The organism is Termitidicoccus mucosus (assembly GCF_038725785.1).
GTDB lineage: Bacteria > Verrucomicrobiota > Verrucomicrobiia > Opitutales > Opitutaceae > Termitidicoccus > Termitidicoccus mucosus.
Map to the genome: position 1 here is coordinate 7,631,292 of NZ_CP109796.1, position 17,792 is coordinate 7,649,083.

Sequence of the window (17,792 nt, forward strand, 5' to 3'; positions counted from 1 at the left end):
TTGCGCTGACTCATGAGCTCCGATTTCGCATCCGTGCCGTCCGCGGAGCCCCCGCACTACGATAGGCTGATTGCGGAGTTGAATCATCTGCTGGAGACAGCCCGCCGCACCTCTACACGCGCGATCAACGCCGTAATGACGGCGACGTACTGGAAAATCGGGCGCTGTATCGTCGAATATGAGCAGAAGGGCGCAAGACGCGCTGCCTACGGCGAGGAATTGCTGGAGCGTCTGGCACGCGATCTCACGGCTCGATTTGGGCGTGGCTTCTCCCTGCGGAATTTGCGCAATTTTCGGACGTTTTATTTGGAGTGGCCGATTCGGCAGACAGTGTCTGCCGAATCGGAGAAATCGGACGGCGCAATCCAGCAGACGCCGTCTGCCGATTTGCGTGTGGTAGTGCGATCATTTCCCCTGCCGTGGTCGCACTATGTGCGGTTGATGGCGGTCAAGGACGAGCATGCGCGGCAATTTTATGAGACCGAGGCGTTGCGCGGCGGGTGGTCGGAACGCCAGCTCGACCGGCAGATCAGCACGCTTTTTTACGAGCGCACCGCGCTTTCGCGGAACAAGGAGGAGATGTTGATCAAAGAAGCGAAAACACGCCCCGCGGAGCGTGTGAACGTGGATGATGAGGTGAAGGATCCGCTTGTGCTCGAATTTCTTGGCTTGAAGGACGAGTATTCCGAATCGGACTTGGAGGAGGCACTGCTCCTGCACCTGGAAGGATTTCTTTTGGAGTTGGGAGAAAACTTCGCGTTCATCGGTCGGCAGCGACGGCTGCGGATCGGCGACGAGTGGTATCGTGTCGATCTGCTTTTCTTTCACCGGCGGTTGCGCTGCCTCATTGTGATCGACCTGAAAATTGGGAAACTCACCCATGCCGATGCCGGCCAGATGCACATGTATCTGAACTATGCGCGGGAGCACTGGATGCAGGAAAGCGAGAACCCACCAGTCGGCTTGATCCTTTGCTCCGAGCCAAATGATGCGCTCGCTCAATATGCGCTGGAAGGACTGTCCAACAAGGTGCTTGCCCGCGAATACAGCCTCGCCTTGCCGGAACCCAAACTGCTCACCGATGAACTGGCGAAAACGCGACGCCAACTCGAAGCACGCAAGATTGAAGGGCGGGGGAATTGACGATAATCCATCGAAGGTTTCCGGCAATCCAGCGTCTGCTTCGGCCGAGGCCGCTGAGTTCCAGCGGTATTCTCACCGGTGGCCTTTTTGCTGGTTAAGGGCTGGTGTCCGGCTTGGGCGGGAGCCTGTCCTCCGGTCTCGCAGCCTTGCTTCGCATTTCATTGAAATGTTGCACTCACCGGGCGGCATCCTTGTTCACCTCTCGCCCTCTCCTCTGGAGAGGGGCACCTCCCGCTATGCGCGGGGCCTCCGGGTCACCGCTCCCGTTGGTCGCGGCTAAAGCCCCATGCTCGCTCTACCATTTTCCACGTTCGCGCATGAGCCAATCGAATCAGCGAGCGAAGCCAAAACCAACCGGAGCCTGTGCCGCCGCAGACGTATAGGGCTACCAGCAACTGAAAGAGGAGCTCGGGCTCGATCACTTCGAGGGCCGCTCTTGGCGGGGCCTGCACCATCACCTCGCCTTGTGCTTCCTCGCGTTGTGTTTCCTGACCCAGCTGCGTTTGTCAAAAAAACCTCTGTCGCTACCTGGAGTCCGCCGCGGGCTCATGGAGGCGCTGGCCCTGTGCACCTGCCTGCGCTGCCGAACCCGCTGCACCCGCTCTGGTACCATCCTCGATACTTCGTAGCATTTACTTAACGGAGTAGTGCTAGTGCGTTCCATTATTCGGCGCGTATCGTCTATCCGGCCATCATCACAAAGTTCGGAGTGAAGGACCGAGGTGGGCTGATCCGGGCGGAGTATCCGCCCGGGACTATTGGGCGAGACATTCTAGCGATGGAAGTCCTTACCAAGCCTTGGCCTCAAAGCGATGGCCCACGTAAAGCGTAGTTGCTCCGGCCCGATTCGGCCGCGCGGGTGCGTAGCCGATCTCGTAGATTGTGTCGGGGGAAGCGAAATGAGCGTCCGGCGAAGGCTTAGAACTTTCGCGGGACCAGCAGATTTATGCCGTACCCTTTTGGGGCGTCGTCAGGCTCTCGAGGCGGGTGAGGTTCACGATTCCGACCACTTGGATCACTTCGTCGATCGGATAGTCCTTTTCACCAGGGTAGATGATATAGAGCTTTCGCAGTTTCAGGGCCTCGATTGCCGCGGTCATTGATCGCGTCCGACGAGGCGCGTTGCTGGCCTTGAATTCAACGCCGACCAATCCTTCCGGCTGCGTCAATACGAGATCCACCTCGGCTCCGCTTTGCACTGACCAGGTGAACGCGTGTTCTTCCGGAATCTTGAAGATTGAGAGCAACTGCTCGATGCCGAATCCCTCCCACGAGGCCCCAAATTGCCTCGCTCCATAGAGCCCGGCCCGATCCCGGACGTGGAGCAGGGCGTGGAGGAGGCCGGTGTCCCGGATATACAATTTGGGTGCCTTGCGAAGCCGTTTGCCCATGTTTTCGAAATAGGGCGGCAGCTCTCGCACCAGATACATGCCTTTGAAGAGCTCGACATACCTCTGGACCGTGCGGGAATTGACCCCGAGGTCACCGGCCACCTCGGAGTGATTCCAATACTGGCCGTGGTGGTGGGCCAGTAGCCGGAAGAAGCGGAAAATTTGCTCGTTGGTGAGCTTGAAGTCTGTAAGCGCCGGCAGGTCGCGGGTGAGTACGTCGGAAATGTAATGCTGTCGGACTTCCATGGAAACCTCCTCGAGTTCCTTGGTGTAGGCGGCGGGATATCCGCCACGCACCCACAGCCGTTCCCAATTTTCCGGACCAATCTCCTCGAGGGTGAAACCGCCGAGAGACAAGCGCCGGGCGCGTCCCGTCAGACTCTCCGCCGATGCGTCGGAGATCCGCGGCGAAACGCTTCCGGTGAGAATGAAGCGGGTCGCGTTTTCGCGGCGGTCGGTCAGAACCCGGAGCTTCTGGAACAAGGCGGGCATTTCCTGGACCTCATCGATGACGACGATTCCATCCAATCCGTCGAGAATGCGAAAATTGCTCTCTTCGAGACGCGCTCGGTCGACGGCTTGATGAAGGTCGAAGTAATGATTCGGAGAGGTCGCGAATCCTTCGACCAACGTGGTCTTGCCGACTTGGCGGGGTCCGAACAGTAAGGTCACCGGCCAATGGGCGAGCCCTTCGCGCAAGCGAGCCAGTTCAGCAGGCCGGGGAATCACGTTGACACGAACCATATCCATGCTTTTTTGTATCACTGATGCAGAAATGCAAGGATAATGGCCGATACAAAATCAGCATCCCGTCTCGACCAACACCTCCGCCTCCGGCTGGGGGACTTGGACGATTCTGCCTTTGAAAGGTTCTTCCTCGCGTTCCTGAACGCGGGCATCGCGCTGGCGATCGAGCGGAAGGGCGAACGTGTTGAGCGCCGAATCATCGAGGCGAACACCTATGCCGCCGGAACCGGACGGGCTCAAAAAGGCATTGACCTGATCGCCAAGGTCGAGGGCGGCGAAACTTGGGTGTTTCAGTGCAAGCGCCACAAGTCGTGGTCTGTATCCCAAACGACGGCGGCGGTTGGTAAGGCCACGCACCCTGCACAGCACTACTTTCTCTTGGTCGCATGCGATCCGTACAAGGACGTGCAGGATGAAATGGACAAGCATGCCAACTGGTCGTTCTGGAACCTCGACCGTATCTGCCAAGAATTTCGGATGCGGGTGCCAGTCCACAAGCAGCCGCAAATCCTCACCTTTCTGGCACCCGAGGAATTGAAACGATTCGCTCCCTACGCCACGGATGCCTTGGTCCCTGCGAAGGATTACTTTGCCTCCATCCAAAGTTCCGGGCATTCATTTCACCACCGCTATCAGTTCGTGGGCCGTCAGGAGGAGATTCGACAGCTGCGTGAATTCGTAGCGGACCCCGCCGCGAAGGTTCTCAAAATTTCAGGCAAGGGAGGCGACGGCAAAAGCCGTCTGCTGTGGGAACTCGCCGCCAATGGGTGCAGCGGTGCGGACGCTCCCGAGGTCCTGTTCCTCAACCCACATTCTTCCGGCGACCTAACCTTGGCGCTGTGGGACATTGATCGACCGCGAGTCGTTGTGGTGGACGACGCTCATCGCCTGGAGCGAGTGTCGAACGAACTGCTCGGACGGATTCGGGAAGGATCGGCCACCAAGCTCGTGCTCGCGACGCGGCCGCAAGGCAATGAAGCGTTGGATGAGCGTCTGCGCGACCACGGGTTATCCGATGCGCGCCATGTAGAAGTTACTCCACTCAAGAAGAAGGACATGGTGGCACTCGCAATCGATGCCTTGGGCAAAAAGCTCAAGGACCGTGCCAAGGAGTTGGTTGCCCTCACTGGGGACAGCCCGTTTCTCACCGCGCTTGCCGGCGATCTGCTCCAACGCGGGCGACTGCTCTGGGGCGCGTGGCACACCGTCGAGGAATTTCGCGCCGCTGTCTTTCGTTCGTTCGAGGCCGACAACCTCGAGCATTTGGGCGCAGACGATCGCACCCACGGCGCCAGGCTCCTTCGAATCGTCGCCTTGCTGGCACCGGTAACACCCAATGCGAGCTTCCATGAGCAGGCTGCAGCCTGCCTAGGAATCGCAAAGGTCGACGTCGAGGCCTTGCTGCAACGTCTTCAAGCCGCAGGCATCGTCTCCACCGAACGTCAGAATGTCCGGGTCATTCCGGACCTTTTTTCCGATTTTCTCGTCTTCGACACCGCCTTCGACGCGAAGCGTCGGGTCCCTGAGTTTGCACGCACTGTCCTTCAGAAATTTCCGGAACAGTCGGCGGCGATTCTCCGCAACTTGACAGAGGTACTATGGGTCGGGAGCCAACAGGCCCCTAATCGCGACGAATTGCTGAAACCTCTCCTCGAAGCGGAATTCGCCAAGTTCGACGCATCCAATTTCTACGAGCGGTCACGGATGGTGGAACATTGGACCGCATTCAGCGTGTTCCTGCCCGAAGAATCGCTGGCACTCGCTGAAAAAGTCCTCACCCAGACGACCGCCACTCGGGGCTACTCTTCCGATTTCCAGATGGATCCCAGTGACGACGGGATCAACACCCACCGCTACGCCTGCGCGGGACTGCCATCGTTGATCAAACCAATCGCGCTGTGGCATGATGCCTACCGCGACGCCGCGTTGGATTTCTTGTGGAGGATGGGACTGGAGACGCCGCAAGGAATGTTCGATGGTGGCAAGAATCACCCTTGGTCAGTTATCGCGTCAGTGCTCCAGTTCACCCCCAAGAAGCCGGTGGCGATCTCCGAAGCCGTGTTGGATTGGATCAGCCGGCTGGTGCAGCGCCCGTCCGTGAAAGAGGTCATCGCGTCACATCGCTCGGTCCTGAACACGCTCCTCGAACCGTGCTTCGATCGATTTGTTGAATTCAGCGAATGGCAGGGACGGACCGTGCGCTGGTGGAAACAGCCCGTAAACCTCACCGTTACGGCGCCTATCCGGGAACGCGCGCTGGCCATCCTATCAGGCATGATCGACGATCCGTCCTGGCTCGTCGCGTTGGACGCCATTCGCGCGGTCGAGCGGGCTCTTCATCGAGTCGCGGGATCGGAGGCCGCGCACGCGGCGGACAAGGAGAAATTCCGGGCACAGTGGCGGCCGGAACGCTTGAAGGCCTTGGCGCTGCTTGATCGCGCGCTTTCGCGCCATGCGGAAGTCATGGTGCTTTTTGCCATCCGCCAGCTTCTCTTGCGCGACCTCGCTTACGAGGAGGACGATGAGTTCGCGAAGTCCGCGCGTGAGATTCTTGAGAAAGTGCCCGATTCGTTCGAGCTGAGGCTGGCGACGATCATCAACACGCAGGGCTATTTCGAGTTCTCGGTCGACTTCCCGCGCGCGAAGCGCAGCGAGATGCAGGAGAAGATCAAGGAACTGTGGGAGATGCATCTCGGCAATTTCGCCACGGAGTTCGTGCAAACCAAACCGGACACCGGCGCGGCAATCACCCGCCTCGATGCTATGGCGCGCGAAAGCGAACTCGCCGGTCATACCCCCCGATCTGGCGAACTGCTCGGCGCAATCGCCGAGGGCCATCCCGACTACGCCGTCGCGCTCGCCGACGCCATGCTGGATCCCCGCCGCAACGACCGCATCACCGCGGTGTGGCAGCAACTCCTCTATGGATTGCCTCCTTCGCACGAGACGCAAGCGGTGCGGCTGATCGCACTGGCAGCGGAGCACCCGCGCACCGAAATGCGGCGCGGCGTGGTGGATTACTTCCGATTCCGAAATCGCAAGGAGATGACTCTAGAGTTAGACGAACGCGCCCTGCTGGAGCGAATGGCTGCCAAGGCCGGGCCGGACGAGATCATGAGTTTCGTCAATTTGGTCCAGTGGGTCGGCAAATCCTGCGCGGCTTGGGGCTTTGATCTTCTCGGGCGACTTCCGCTCGAAGGCCAGCCCGTCGGTGCGCACAGTGAATTACTGGCTGCGTTGAATCCTTACCATGCGCGCGACGTCATCCCGCCTCGCGCGGTTGTTGAGTATGTTCTCAACGCTTTGGTCGAGGTGCCCGAGATTAACGTCGACCATCACGGCGGAGGGTACGAACGCGCCGCGAAGCTCTATCCGCGCGTGGTGTATGAGTTCGTGCTCAAACGAGCCGCATACTACGAAAAGCTCGGCCCGAAGTCCCGCTTCCAGGTCCTGCCTCACGACATTTTGTCGCGTTTCGAACTGCCCGGCCTGGAGCAGGAAGCCGACTTCAACGAAATCTGCTCACTTCTCTGGGACAGGATGCGGACGAAATCCGCTGATCACATGGAATACGTATGGCGCGAACTCTTCCAAGGCATCGTGCTCGACCATCCGGATTTCTGGGTGCCAAGGTTGACCGCCGCTGTTGATCAAACCACATCGTTCGATGAGCTGCGAAACTTGGTCGAGGTGCTTCATTTTGAAGGTTCGCTAGTCGTATTTCGTTATCCGGATCTCACGTGGAAAATCCTGCGCAAGGCCGAGGACTTCGACGGCACAAAGGGATTTGAGCGCATGCGTGCGTCGCTCTGGGTCGTCAGCGGCCCCCGCAGCCGTTCTTACAGCAACGGTGAGCTGGACAAAAATCAGGACTATCTGGAGGCTGAGGCGATTCAGGCGGCAGCCAACCATGCCGCCGATCCCGTGCTGGGGCTCTTTTTCCGGTGGATTGCGGAGCGGGAGCGCGATCAGCGCGAGGAGAGTCGCAAAATATATCAGGCCAACATGGCCGCGATGGACGATGAATAGCATTCCACGGTCGCGGCCATCAACCAAGCAGAAGCGCGACGTAGCGAGGATCCAACGCTATCTGGATTTGTATGATCGCGTCGCCGCCACCCGCGACAGCGATGATCCGAATTGGCGCGCTCGAACCCTGCTTTGGATCATCGACATCGCTTTGCACAATCTCGCGGCCGCATTGCGTTCCGGCAAGCGGGTGAAGTGGCGCTCTCCTTTTTGGGCGTTTCAGTACCCGGTAGAGTGGGACTGGAAAAAATGGCGCTGGAACCAGAGCGAACTGGCAATGCGCTATGGAGAGTTATCGAGCCGCAATACCCAGACGCGCAAAGAAGCGATGCGATCCCTTGCACAGATCAGCACGCGCGAGAGCATCTACACGACGCTCCAATACTTCACCAACGAGGTATCCACGTTCAAGCGAGGCCGTTACCAGCACCCGATGATGCCGGAGCCGTTGGCGGAGTCGGTGCGGAGCATTCGGGGACGAAATGCGCAGGTCCGCGCCCTCGAAAAGCTATTTGCTCCATTTTCGATCGGTGCCGCAGAAATCGAGCTGCCCGAAGGAATCAAACCAAGACAACGGATCCCGCGGAAGCTGGCCAAACAGTTGGCAGAACAGACATCGGGCATGCGGCACTTGATCTGTCGCTTGTCTATCAACGGTCATCCCGTGTCCGTTCGGATTATCTTTCAAGCATTCCCGTTGACGATCGATGAACTTCAGAAGCGTGTGTACTTTCCCATTACGATCGGGATCGCCCTGACGCCTGATGAGCCCGTCGATTGGAATTTCGCACGGCCTCCTGCCTGGCTCGACCCGGCGCAATGGCGCGCGTCCCATCGTCGTAAACTATGGACCACACTCTCCGAATTCTTGCGGCGGGGAATCGATGATCTGCAGCCGAAGCAGAACAATGCTGTGGTGAGGGAAATCGCGAAGACCTCGGCGACCCTGCAGATTGAAATGGAGGCGTGCTCCCCGGACGATGTGCAGCAGTCCGCCTCCGAACTGCTGGAAACCCTCCGACAGAAGGGATTCCTCACGAAGTATCAGGTCCAGACAGCGGCGCCCGTTGCGGGCAGCTCGAAAGAAGCGCTTCGCAGGATGCTCAGCGCCGTGGAAAATTCCGAAGACTCGCGCGCCAAAGGCACGGCTCTCGAGAAATTGCTCACCGCGTTGCTAAAAGGAGTGCCCGGTTTCGAGGTCCAGAAAGGCGTCAGGACCCTCACGGAGGAAATCGACGTCAAGGTTCTGAATTCCAACCCCGACCCTCGATGGCGGGACACACCGATCGTTCTCGTCGAGTGTAAGAACTGGTCCGGGGTCTGTGGAAAAAACGAAGTGGTGCTCTTTCAAGCCAAACTCGAAAACCGCCGAGGGCGCGCAAAGCTCGGTTTCCTGGTATCTTGGAACGGATTTGCGAGGACCACTGCACACGAATTGCTCCGCGGCTCCCGCGGTAACACGCAGATTGCCCTCCTGAGTGCCGAACACATTAGGACCGCGGTTGAGCACGGCGACATCCTTCCCAGCTTTCGTGAGGCTGTTGACCGTGCTGACGCCACCTGAATACGCGCCCCATGGCATCGCCTTCCAGAACCATCGAACTGTTTGTGCCCGCGTCGTGGCGGGACCCGGTCGCCGCAGTCTTGCGGGCCGAGGTGCCGCCGAGGGTAGCTGAGCATCTACAGCAGCTCCCGGGGGAGGACATGTTCCACGATACGATGGAATACCTTACCGAAGCGTATTCCGCCACCGGTGATTCGCTCTCCGAGGATAGGTTACATGATCTGCGCGAGTCGATCATTGCGGCGTTCAGCTTTTTTCGGAGCTACCATGGTTGCCGGCCCCTTTCCCTTGGACCTTACCTCCGCGACGGACTGCTGCCGTTGACGCGAGAACGGCTCGCCGCGATCGCCTTCGACCTCTTCGAAGGCACCGTTTCGAGGGCGGAGATCGACGAGCTCGCTCGCCGGGCCAAACTCAGCACCCGCGAGGGCCACGTCTATTTCACCGCGGACAAGGGCGAACTCATCCAGAGTTGCGGCCACTATCTGATCTATGGCCCCGAATCGCTATGCTGCCTTTGGCGGGATCAGAACGATCGGCCAACGCCCCGATTCCTCGAATCCCAAGCGCGTCACCGCGAGCGGGGGTTTCCAACCGTGTTTACCTGCGATGTGCCACTCCATTTGGTGACCGACAGCTACCGACGCGAACTCGCCGATACCCTCATCACGCAATTTTTCCAACTCGTCTCCCGCCAGCCTGTAGCTCCGCGAGAATGGAGCCGGAATTGGGGATACAGCATTCGCCAGCCATTGGCACCCGAGTTTCTACGAGCCCACGAGCACCCGGCAACGATCCCCGATCCTCTCAGGTACGGAACTTTCCGGAACCGTCATACCTCCTGCGATTGGTGCAAACCCCGGGCGACGGAGGCCAGTGCGTGAAGCCATGTGCACACACTGCGGTGACCTGTCTGAACCCTTACGACTACGTAAGGAAATATCGCTGTGACTCCTGTTCAGGAGTGATGATGTGCGCCTGCGACCGGGAAATTGGTGAGCGCTACCTCCCGCACCAACTGGCCAGCGGCAGGGACTACGAGAACCGACAGACTTTCAAGGTCACGCATGGCTTTCAGCCGGCGATCTGCAACGAATGCCGCGGGCTGCCGCCAGCCAATACCCCCTTGGCTGCTATTCACCGCCGCACCTCCAAGATCGCCCGCTACTATTGGCGTGAGATCGCGTTCGAACTGATGCGTCGACTCGACGAATTACCCGGGGCTCCGGGCGGGAAAATCAGCAAGGAAAAACGCAAGGAGGTGGAGCAAGCAGTGCACGCGGACTTCCGGGCCCGCCACGAACAAAATCCGAAATACTCTTTCCTAGAGCGCCCGCAGTCAGAGGTGCTCGCCACGACCAAGACGGAAATCATTTCCATTGCGGCACCGCACGTACCCCAGCCCACGGGCGGCATTCTGATCGAAGGCAGCACCGGGCTAGTTACCCCGGAGCGATTCGCGGAGCAGTATTTTGAGGCGCGCGGATACGAATGCATGCAATGCGAAAGTCGGCCCTTCCATGTCCTTTTCGGGATCTACATGTATCTCCTCGTCCAGGACCCGGCCGACCCCCGGAACCGCATGGTCATGTTTGGCTCTCGGACCGCTTATGACCAGAAGATCAATGGTGTGGAAATCTGGACCAGTCTACCTGAGGATTTCGGCGCGCCCGGCTACTACAAGCGGCGCCGCAAAGCGATTGCACGGCACTTCATGCTGATCGACGATTCCGACTGGTTGTTCGACTATTGGCTCGGTGATAGCGAGAGACTGCGTGAATACCTCTGGGCACATCAGCCGGCCGACGTCGCCGCGGCCCGCCGCGTCCGCATGATTCTCGGACCGGAGAATCTGCGCAAAGTACTGCTCTATCTAATCCGGCACTACTGGGGGCACTATTTGGGGTGGCCCGACCTTTTGGTGTACCGGCCCGACGAATTCTTCTTCGTAGAGGTCAAATCCTCGAAGGACAAATTGAGCGAGGACCAAAAACGCTGGATCGTCGATAATCACGAGTGCCTGCACTTCGGTTTCAAGCTCTTCAAGATTACCACCCCATCCAAGCAAGCGGCGGCCAAAGCCTGATAGGGAGGATCATCATGCCCAGCATCCTCGACGCTCTTCGCTTTTCCGCCCAGAATCTGGATTTCCTCCCACCGGTGCAGTTGGAGCGTCGAGCGAAGTTGGTCGAGGCAGATTTCGCGAAGGTCGGGCTCGATCACAAGATCGGCTGCTTCTGGTATCACATCCCAGGGCAGAGGGCGCGATTGCCCTACGGCTATTACGAACTCGTCGGTAGCGAATGCAGCATCCACCACGCCGGCCCTGGAGATCGGCGGCACGTCGCGATGTCTGGTGGAGGACTGAATCAAGAATGCATCCTCTATTATTCGAAAGTTTCAGAATGGGCGCATGCCAACATTCCACATCTCTGGCCGATGGCACTTCGCAGCGAACTCCGCGACGCCAACCAGCATCTCAATACGGTCTGCGAAATGTGGTGGCTGATGCGGGTGGTCGGTGCGGATTACGCGACAGTGCAACATTCCGTCCTGGTCGATCCGACTAAACCCTCCGGCAAGAATTTCGACTGGCAGGTGCAGCTACCTCGATTGGGTATAACATTTCGCATGGAGATTAAGCGCCGGTTGAGCGACATGGGCCGGTCTATCGACGTGCCGCACCTGAAGCAAAAATCCACGTTTCACGACTTGGAGAAATTTCCTCCGGCAAATCCGCCCGACGAACTCAACGTTGCCTGCATCCGCTTGTTCGCGCCGGTTTCTTCTCCGGTTCGGCTCGCCGCGAAAACATGGCTGTCCGCCAATCCCAATGTGTCTGCCATTGTGATGCACGCTCCAAGTCTCGATCCCGAGCAATCGTTCGTCGTGATCGCGCAGCCCAAGCTCGAGTATATCTCCACCTTGTTATCACAGCCAGATTCAGAGGACAACACGTACATCGCGCCTTTCACCTTCGCCCGGGACATTCCCGGCCTGAATCTGCCAAAGATCGCGCCGACGTCGCCGGCTTCGGCCGCGAAGGGAAAAGCAAAGCCGCTCTCCGGTAGGGTGAGGACCCCGAATTCCGGAATGTCATGAGTCCCGCTCCGACCCAACGCCCAACTCCCGACCGCACTCCGATCGACCGCGGGATTGACCGGCTTCTGGAACTGGGCCGGACAACGAGCCCGCTGGAGCTTTTATCGGCCGCCGCATTTCGTCATCTTGCGAAGCAGGAAACCGAGACTGGAGTGGTCGAGGACTCACACGCAAGCGAAGCCCAGGTTGAGTTTCTCCTGAGCCTGCTGACGGCCCAGCCGTTCCCTGGTGAAGCCGCCGTCCGCACGCCAGTAGTTGCCGAGGAATGCCTCGGGCATCTGGACGCGATCTATCAAAGCGCATCCGTTTACTACAGTCTGACCAGTCGCTCGCGTGCGAATAACGCTGCGGAAGAGGAACTGATCGCGTCGCTCCGATTGGATACGCTGCATGTTCGCGGCGAAGGCTACCGTCATCATCTGGACTGGCTTTACCGTGGGATTGCCGGACCCCACGATGCCACTCTGCGCTCCACCGTTGGCTTCGACTCCGGGCAGTTTGCGGATGCGATTGCGCACATCTCGGCGAGTGTTCAGGCGAATCTGGACCAAGCCAATCAAAGGAGGTTGGAAGCACGGAGCGCCTATTACGGCATAGCGGCACGCGAATTGGGACAGCCGCTAGAAAGCGACGCGGTGCGAGAACTTGCCTCTTCCGCGGAATTCAGCGCTCGCCATTCGGCGGAATTGGCGACGGCAATCGCGGCCTTCAACGGTTTGGATGCGCCGGCTGTCTTTGCGGTGACACCGCGCCATGCGGTAGACGAACTCATCTTCCGACGCATTGCCCTGAACTTTGGAGAAAACGCCGCGTTCATTGACGGCATTCCTCGTTGGCGCGGATGGCCCCTCAATCCGTCGCGCATACATGAACGTCCGCTCGTGGCGCATGCTGGACGGTATTACGCATTCCACCTTCCACTTCTGGGCCGGGGCGCTCTGAGCATCATTGAGGAAATACTCCGGACCGCGAACGGCGGATACTGGCAAAACAGTTTTCTGCGCCGACGTGATGATTGGGTGGAATCGACAGCGGTGGACCTGATTGCCGGGATACTGCCGGGATGCACGCCTTACAATAATCTATTCTATGATTGCGTTGTCGATGGCCAGCCCGTGCACACCGAGGTCGACGGGTTGATCGTTTTCGATGACTGCCTGTTTATCGTCGAGGTGAAGGCGTCTGCGTTGGGGGATGATGCGCGACGCGGGGCGCCGAACGCCATCGCCGACGACCTCCGCGATTCGCTCGACAATGCCTACACCCAAGCGCAGCGCTTGCTTACTTTGATCCGCTCGACCGACGAGGTGCGGTTCACGAACGAGCGCGGCGATGAACAGCTACGCCTGCGATTCCGTGAATTCCGGCAGCATTTTCTGATCTCAGTGACCCGAGAGTCGATGGGCCACGCAGCGACCCGGCTGCAATTGACCCGCCGGCTGGGTTTCATTCAAGGCGCGGAATGGCCGTGGGCGGTATCGCTACTCGACCTGCGCATTATCAGCGAACTCGTCGGCCGGCCCTCGCTGTTTCTTCACTATCTGACCCGGCGCATTGCCGCCAATGACGATCCCGCGCTGGCCGCCCAGGACGAAATTGACCTCTTCGGCTACTTTCTCGCAGGTCAGTTGTTTTTCGACCCCTCTGAAAGACGTACGGCCACGATGGTCATGCCCGTCGGATTTGACGACGAAATCAACCGTTACTTCGAAGCCCAGACGCGAGGCGATCCATTGCCGGCGAAGCCAAACATGCAGATTCCGCCACTATTCGACGCTTTCCTAGCGATGCTGGAGCAGGCACGGCCTCGCCATTTTACCACCGCCTGCCTGCAGCTGTTGAGCTACAACGGAGAGTTGTATGCTCAGGTCGATGCCAGCGTTCCCGACATCGAGGAGGCGTACCGCGTGCGCCGGGCCTGTCGTCAAGCGACCGTCGGCAACCGCGATAATCCATCCTTCCCGCTGATCATTCTGGCGTGCTGCCAGCTCGATTCCATGCAGGAAATCCAAGCAAAGATGATGATCGCTACGAACAAGCGCCAACGTTCTCCCCATCATCATGCCACCGTCATTCTCTGGGAGCCCCCGCTTGCAGCAAACCGATGCCGAATAAGCCTCCTTCCTCCAGAGGACCGCTGATGCGCTATAGCGGCAGCATGGGCCGTCTTAGCCTCGTCCCGCTTTAACGGATAACCGAAGACAAGCCGGGCGGTTCGTAAGGTAAGCGTCCGGTCGGGTGCCTTATTGACAGCTAAATAAACGGGGGGAGCTTCGTAATGATGGCCACTACGAAGTGGACCGGTGTCGTAGAGGTGACCACTACGAGGAGAAAGCAGAGGCAGGTTGCCAGCGGCGGGGCGTGATCGCCTCGAGGTCGTCCTGGTTGGTCATTGAGGGCAGGCGAGAGAGAACATCGCGCAGGTAGGCGGCTGGATCCTTGCCGTGGCGCAGGCAGGAAACGATGATCGAGTAGAGGATGGCGGCACGGCGACCGGCGTCGGGGTGACCGATGAACAGCCAGTTTTTCTTGCCCAGCGCGGTGGGGCGGATGGCGTTTTCAACTAGGTTGTTGTCGAGCCGGGTCTGGCCGTGTCCGACATGGCGGGACAGCGGAGCCCACTGCGCGAGCAGGTAGCCGCTGGCCGCGCCGAGTCCGGACTTGGGCCGCGAGCGCTCGCGCCAGCCCAGGGCTAGGGCGTGCAGCCAGCGCAGACTTCGCGCGAAGTGACGGGCGCGCAGGTTTGCGCGCCCGGTGGCATCGCGTCCGCGTCCGGCTGCGGCGTCGGCCGGCTCTACCGGCTGGAGCGCGATTGGGATCAGGCCGACGAGAAGGCCGGGGGGAACCGGGACCCGGCCGAACGCGCCCGGTGGCGGGCGAGGTATTACGAGCGGACGCTGCGCTGGCTGCACTCGCTGGCGCTGGCGTTGCGCTCGCGGCACCGGCCCAAGTCCGAACTTGGACAGGCCGCCGGTTACCTGCTGGGCCAATGGAGCGCCTTGTCCGGGCATGTCGGGCACGGCCAGACCCGGCTCGACAACAATCTGGTTGAAAACGCCATCCGCCCCACCGCGCTGGGCAAGAAAAACTGGCTGTTCATCGGTCACCCCGACGCCGGGCAACGCTCGGCCATCCTCTACTCGCTGATCGTCTCGTGCCTGCGCCACGGCAAGGAACCGCTCGCCTACCTGCGCGACGTGCTCACCCGCCTGCCGTCCATGACCAACCAGAACGACCTCGGCCCCCTGCTGCCCTCGCGCTGGCAACCCCGCGCGTAGGCATCACTTCGTAGTAGCCACCAAGTTGGCGGTCAACTTGGTCACCACTATGACCACGATGCACATCCGTAGTGGTGACTACTACGAGGCAACCTGCCTCAACCCAACGTCAAGGAGGCTTCCGGGACGACGCTTACGACCAAACGCACCAAGACCGACGACGAGCTGCGCGGCCTGGTCTCTTCGCTCACGGAAAAGATCAAGGAGCACGACACGACCTGGTGGAAACGCCCGGCGGTGTTCGGCACCGTGGTGCTCCTGTGCGCCGTCGCCCTCAACATCCTCTTTTTCTAACCCTCAACCCAGCGTAAAACCATGCAACTCGATGTCCGCCTTCCGATGGGTCTTCTCTTTCTGATTATGGGAGTGATCCTGCTCATCTACGGGTTTGTTTCCGACCCGGCGATCTACGCCGTGCACCACAATTACGGGTTGAACATCAACATCGCCTCCGGCCTCGTCTTCGGCGTGTTCGGCCTGGCCATGCTGCTGCTGGCAAAGCGCGCAAAAAACAAATCGTAGCAAACAGGATGAATCAGCGTTTCCCCATTGAGTGGTGAGCAATGTTCCCATTGCGGACGGAGGAGTGGAGACATTGGGCTGCGCTTGTCCGCGCAACCGGCGGTTCGATATACGTGCTTAGAACTGTCCGGGTTCAGACGCACCGCAATGACTTTGTTGTATCCTATCCGATGTTTTACGATGTCGACCTCGCGTTTCGCGCTCCGTGGTTTTTCATTCTACAATACTCCATCACCATGACCGCATTCGGCACTCTCCTGGGTCTCATGTTTGTGATTCTCATTATTATCAAAAAACACAACCCAACCTACACCGTGCTCACCACCACCTTGTCCAGTTGGCTTCTGATCATGTTTTCGTTCACCCGGGGCATTCCGTCGGGCATGGCTTGGTCCTCTGCGGCTCCTTCGCCGCTTTCTTTGGTTTTTAAGAATTTTGATTTATCGGGGTTATTTTCCCCTCACTCTTATGGCTTTAAAAATCTGCGTAACTTTTTAGACATTATCTTTTCGTTCTCTACTTGATCAGACAAAACCATATGTGAAATTGAAATGAAGATGAGGTTTATCCATCCGGATATCTTTAGTTTGGGATCGCGTTTTTTTGCTCCTTGATTTCTTGGATTTTTTCAGCGGTCAAAGGGTATTTCCAGATGCAGAGGAAGGCTAGGACGCCAAATAGCGGGGGAACGATCGCGAGGCTGATGCGCAGGTTTTGAATGGTTCCGGCATCCAGTTTGACTCCGGGCGCGATGCTATCGGCTCCGAAAAAGGTGAGCAGGGTGCCGGCCAGAGCCACGGCGAGCGTGGCTCCGAGTTTCCATATCCATTGATAGACGGCACTGAAGACCGCCTCCCTCCTGGCTCCGGTCTGCAGTTCGTCCAGATCACAGATGTCGGCTATCATCGATGGGACCAGTGCCCACATGAGCATGATTCCGGGCTGAAATATGATACGGGAAATTATCTGCAGATAGGGATGGTTCGGCGTTACGAGGAAGTACTGTGATCCTTTTCCAACGACTATCAGGCTGAGCGCGATGTAGGCGGCGTGTCGCTTGCCGACTTTGCTCGAAAGCCATCCTCCCAAGGGTAGCAGGAGCACTGTGGTGATGACCCCGACCGTCCCGCTGATCCCCATAATAGTGGAGGCGGGGGCCCTGGCACCGTCGTACACGTGGTGGATGTTTACGTAGAGGAGCATCGGCTCCACCACGATCACACCGCCTGCGAAAAACAACACCGTGCAGCAGACCAGCAGGAAGGGGCGGTTGCGAAGGGTCATCTTCACGGCCGAGAGCAGATTGAGTTTTGCCTGGTTGCTTGTCTTCCGCCACTCCTTGATGAAGAGGGCGGAGAGCACTCCGCCGCCGAACATGATCCCCCCGACAATCAGCGTGACCGAGCGCACTCCTATCAACTCGTTTTTGTCGAAGTAGAAGCAAAGTTTATATGCCCATGAGATGGCGATCTGTGCGATAGTTGCGAATACCATCCTGGTGACCTGGAGCGAAGTTCGGTCGTTGTAGTCGTCGCTCATTTCCAGCCCGAGCGCGCTCCAAGGGATACTCCAGACCGTAAAGAAGAGGAAGAACACTATGGTCAACGACAGCAACCATGCGAACAATACGTGCTCGCTCCACCCCGGATTTGGCCGGAAGATCAGAGGCACAATCAGGCCGCAGCCGATGGCTCCTATGAGGATGTAGGGACGTCTCCTGCCGAACCGCGTGCGGGTGTTGTCCGAGATACTGCCCATGAGCGGGTCGGTGAACGCATCGATCATGCGCGGGAGGCTTTGTGCGAGGCCGACGAGACTGGCGCTTACGCCCAGCGAGATGGAGAAGATGGGAAAGGACAGTGAGTAGATGCAATTCACCAGGCTCTCGGTCATCCCGCCTGCTCCCCAGGCTAGTTTTTCGGCGAAGGTGGTCTTGTGACCTGAGTCATGTTTTTTTTTCATCTGGATGATGGCAGATTATACAGGGAGTTGTCAGTCGGGAAAAGGATTTGCGGA

At 58.8% G+C, this 17,792-nt stretch carries 13 protein-coding genes and 1 pseudogene; 11 read left to right on the forward strand and 3 right to left on the reverse strand.

Translation table 11 applies throughout. The features are described 5' to 3' along the window. Nucleotides 1-12: 12 nt before the first annotated feature. Together OH491_RS26790 and OH491_RS26795 are read left to right on the forward strand one after the other, a co-directional pair. Nucleotides 13-1,143, forward strand: a complete 1,131-nt coding sequence (locus tag OH491_RS26790; protein ID WP_068772819.1) for a PDDEXK nuclease domain-containing protein — start codon at nt 13-15, stop codon at nt 1,141-1,143. A 386-nt stretch (nt 1,144-1,529) separates the two neighbouring features. Next, a pseudogene (locus OH491_RS26795) lies at nt 1,530-1,772 on the forward strand (hypothetical protein); the annotation flags it as partial. A gap of 315 nt (nt 1,773-2,087) precedes the next feature. On the opposite strand, the gene OH491_RS26800 reads toward OH491_RS26795, so the two are convergent. After that, a complete protein-coding gene (locus tag OH491_RS26800; protein WP_084442661.1) occupies nt 2,088-3,284 on the reverse strand; it encodes an ATP-binding protein in 1,197 nt (398 codons plus the stop codon). Between the two features lie 36 nt (nt 3,285-3,320). Here OH491_RS26800 and OH491_RS26805 point away from each other — a divergent pair, with 36 nt between their 5' ends. The 6 genes from OH491_RS26805 (at nt 3,321) to OH491_RS26830 (ending at nt 14,117) form a co-directional block, all read left to right on the forward strand. Further along, nucleotides 3,321-7,310, forward strand: coding sequence for an ATP-binding protein (locus OH491_RS26805; protein ID WP_068772818.1), 3,990 nt, complete (start codon nt 3,321-3,323; stop codon nt 7,308-7,310). A 67-nt stretch (nt 7,311-7,377) separates the two neighbouring features. Next, nucleotides 7,378-8,874, forward strand: a complete 1,497-nt coding sequence (locus OH491_RS26810) for a restriction endonuclease (protein ID WP_334319693.1) — start codon at nt 7,378-7,380, stop codon at nt 8,872-8,874. 11 nt (nt 8,875-8,885) lie between these two features. Next, nucleotides 8,886-9,758 (forward strand): hypothetical protein, encoded by an 873-nt coding sequence (locus OH491_RS26815; protein ID WP_068772816.1) that lies wholly within the window; start codon nt 8,886-8,888, stop codon nt 9,756-9,758. A gap of 83 nt (nt 9,759-9,841) precedes the next feature. Continuing rightward, nucleotides 9,842-10,960: a VRR-NUC domain-containing protein gene (locus tag OH491_RS26820; RefSeq protein WP_068772815.1), complete on the forward strand. Its 1,119-nt coding sequence runs from the start codon at nt 9,842-9,844 to the stop codon at nt 10,958-10,960. Between the two features lie 14 nt (nt 10,961-10,974). Beyond that, nucleotides 10,975-11,976, forward strand: a complete 1,002-nt coding sequence (locus OH491_RS26825) for a hypothetical protein (protein ID WP_068772814.1) — start codon at nt 10,975-10,977, stop codon at nt 11,974-11,976. Next, the gene (locus OH491_RS26830; RefSeq protein WP_068772813.1) at nt 11,973-14,117 is read left to right on the forward strand and encodes a hypothetical protein; all 2,145 of its coding nucleotides are present in this window, start codon (nt 11,973-11,975) and stop codon (nt 14,115-14,117) included. Before OH491_RS26825 ends, OH491_RS26830 begins: the two co-directional genes overlap by 4 nt. Before the next feature lie 180 nt (nt 14,118-14,297). On the opposite strand, the gene OH491_RS26835 is transcribed toward OH491_RS26830, so the two are convergent. Continuing rightward, a complete protein-coding gene (locus OH491_RS26835) occupies nt 14,298-14,795 on the reverse strand; it encodes an IS66 family transposase (protein WP_342751110.1) in 498 nt (165 codons plus the stop codon). Here OH491_RS26835 and OH491_RS26840 point away from each other — a divergent pair. The 3 genes from OH491_RS26840 to OH491_RS26850 all read left to right on the forward strand — a co-directional run bounded on the left by OH491_RS26840 (nt 14,676) and on the right by OH491_RS26850 (nt 16,300). Continuing rightward, entirely contained in the window at nt 14,676-15,254 is a 579-nt protein-coding gene (locus OH491_RS26840) for an IS66 family transposase (protein WP_084442658.1), read from the forward strand. The genes OH491_RS26835 and OH491_RS26840 overlap by 120 nt on opposite strands. A gap of 315 nt (nt 15,255-15,569) precedes the next feature. Beyond that, the gene (locus tag OH491_RS26845; protein ID WP_068772809.1) at nt 15,570-15,776 is read left to right on the forward strand and encodes a hypothetical protein; all 207 of its coding nucleotides are present in this window, start codon (nt 15,570-15,572) and stop codon (nt 15,774-15,776) included. A gap of 236 nt (nt 15,777-16,012) precedes the next feature. After that, nucleotides 16,013-16,300 carry a hypothetical protein gene (locus OH491_RS26850; protein ID WP_145929083.1) on the forward strand — a complete coding sequence of 96 codons (288 nt, stop codon included), beginning with the start codon at nt 16,013-16,015 and terminating at the stop codon, nt 16,298-16,300. 58 nt (nt 16,301-16,358) lie between these two features. Here the strand turns inward: OH491_RS26850 and OH491_RS26855 are convergent, their stop codons facing one another. Next, on the reverse strand, nt 16,359-17,738 hold the full coding sequence (locus OH491_RS26855) for an MFS transporter (RefSeq protein ID WP_068772807.1): 1,380 nt from the start codon (nt 17,736-17,738) through the stop codon (nt 16,359-16,361). Between the last annotated feature and the right edge of the window lie 54 nt (nt 17,739-17,792).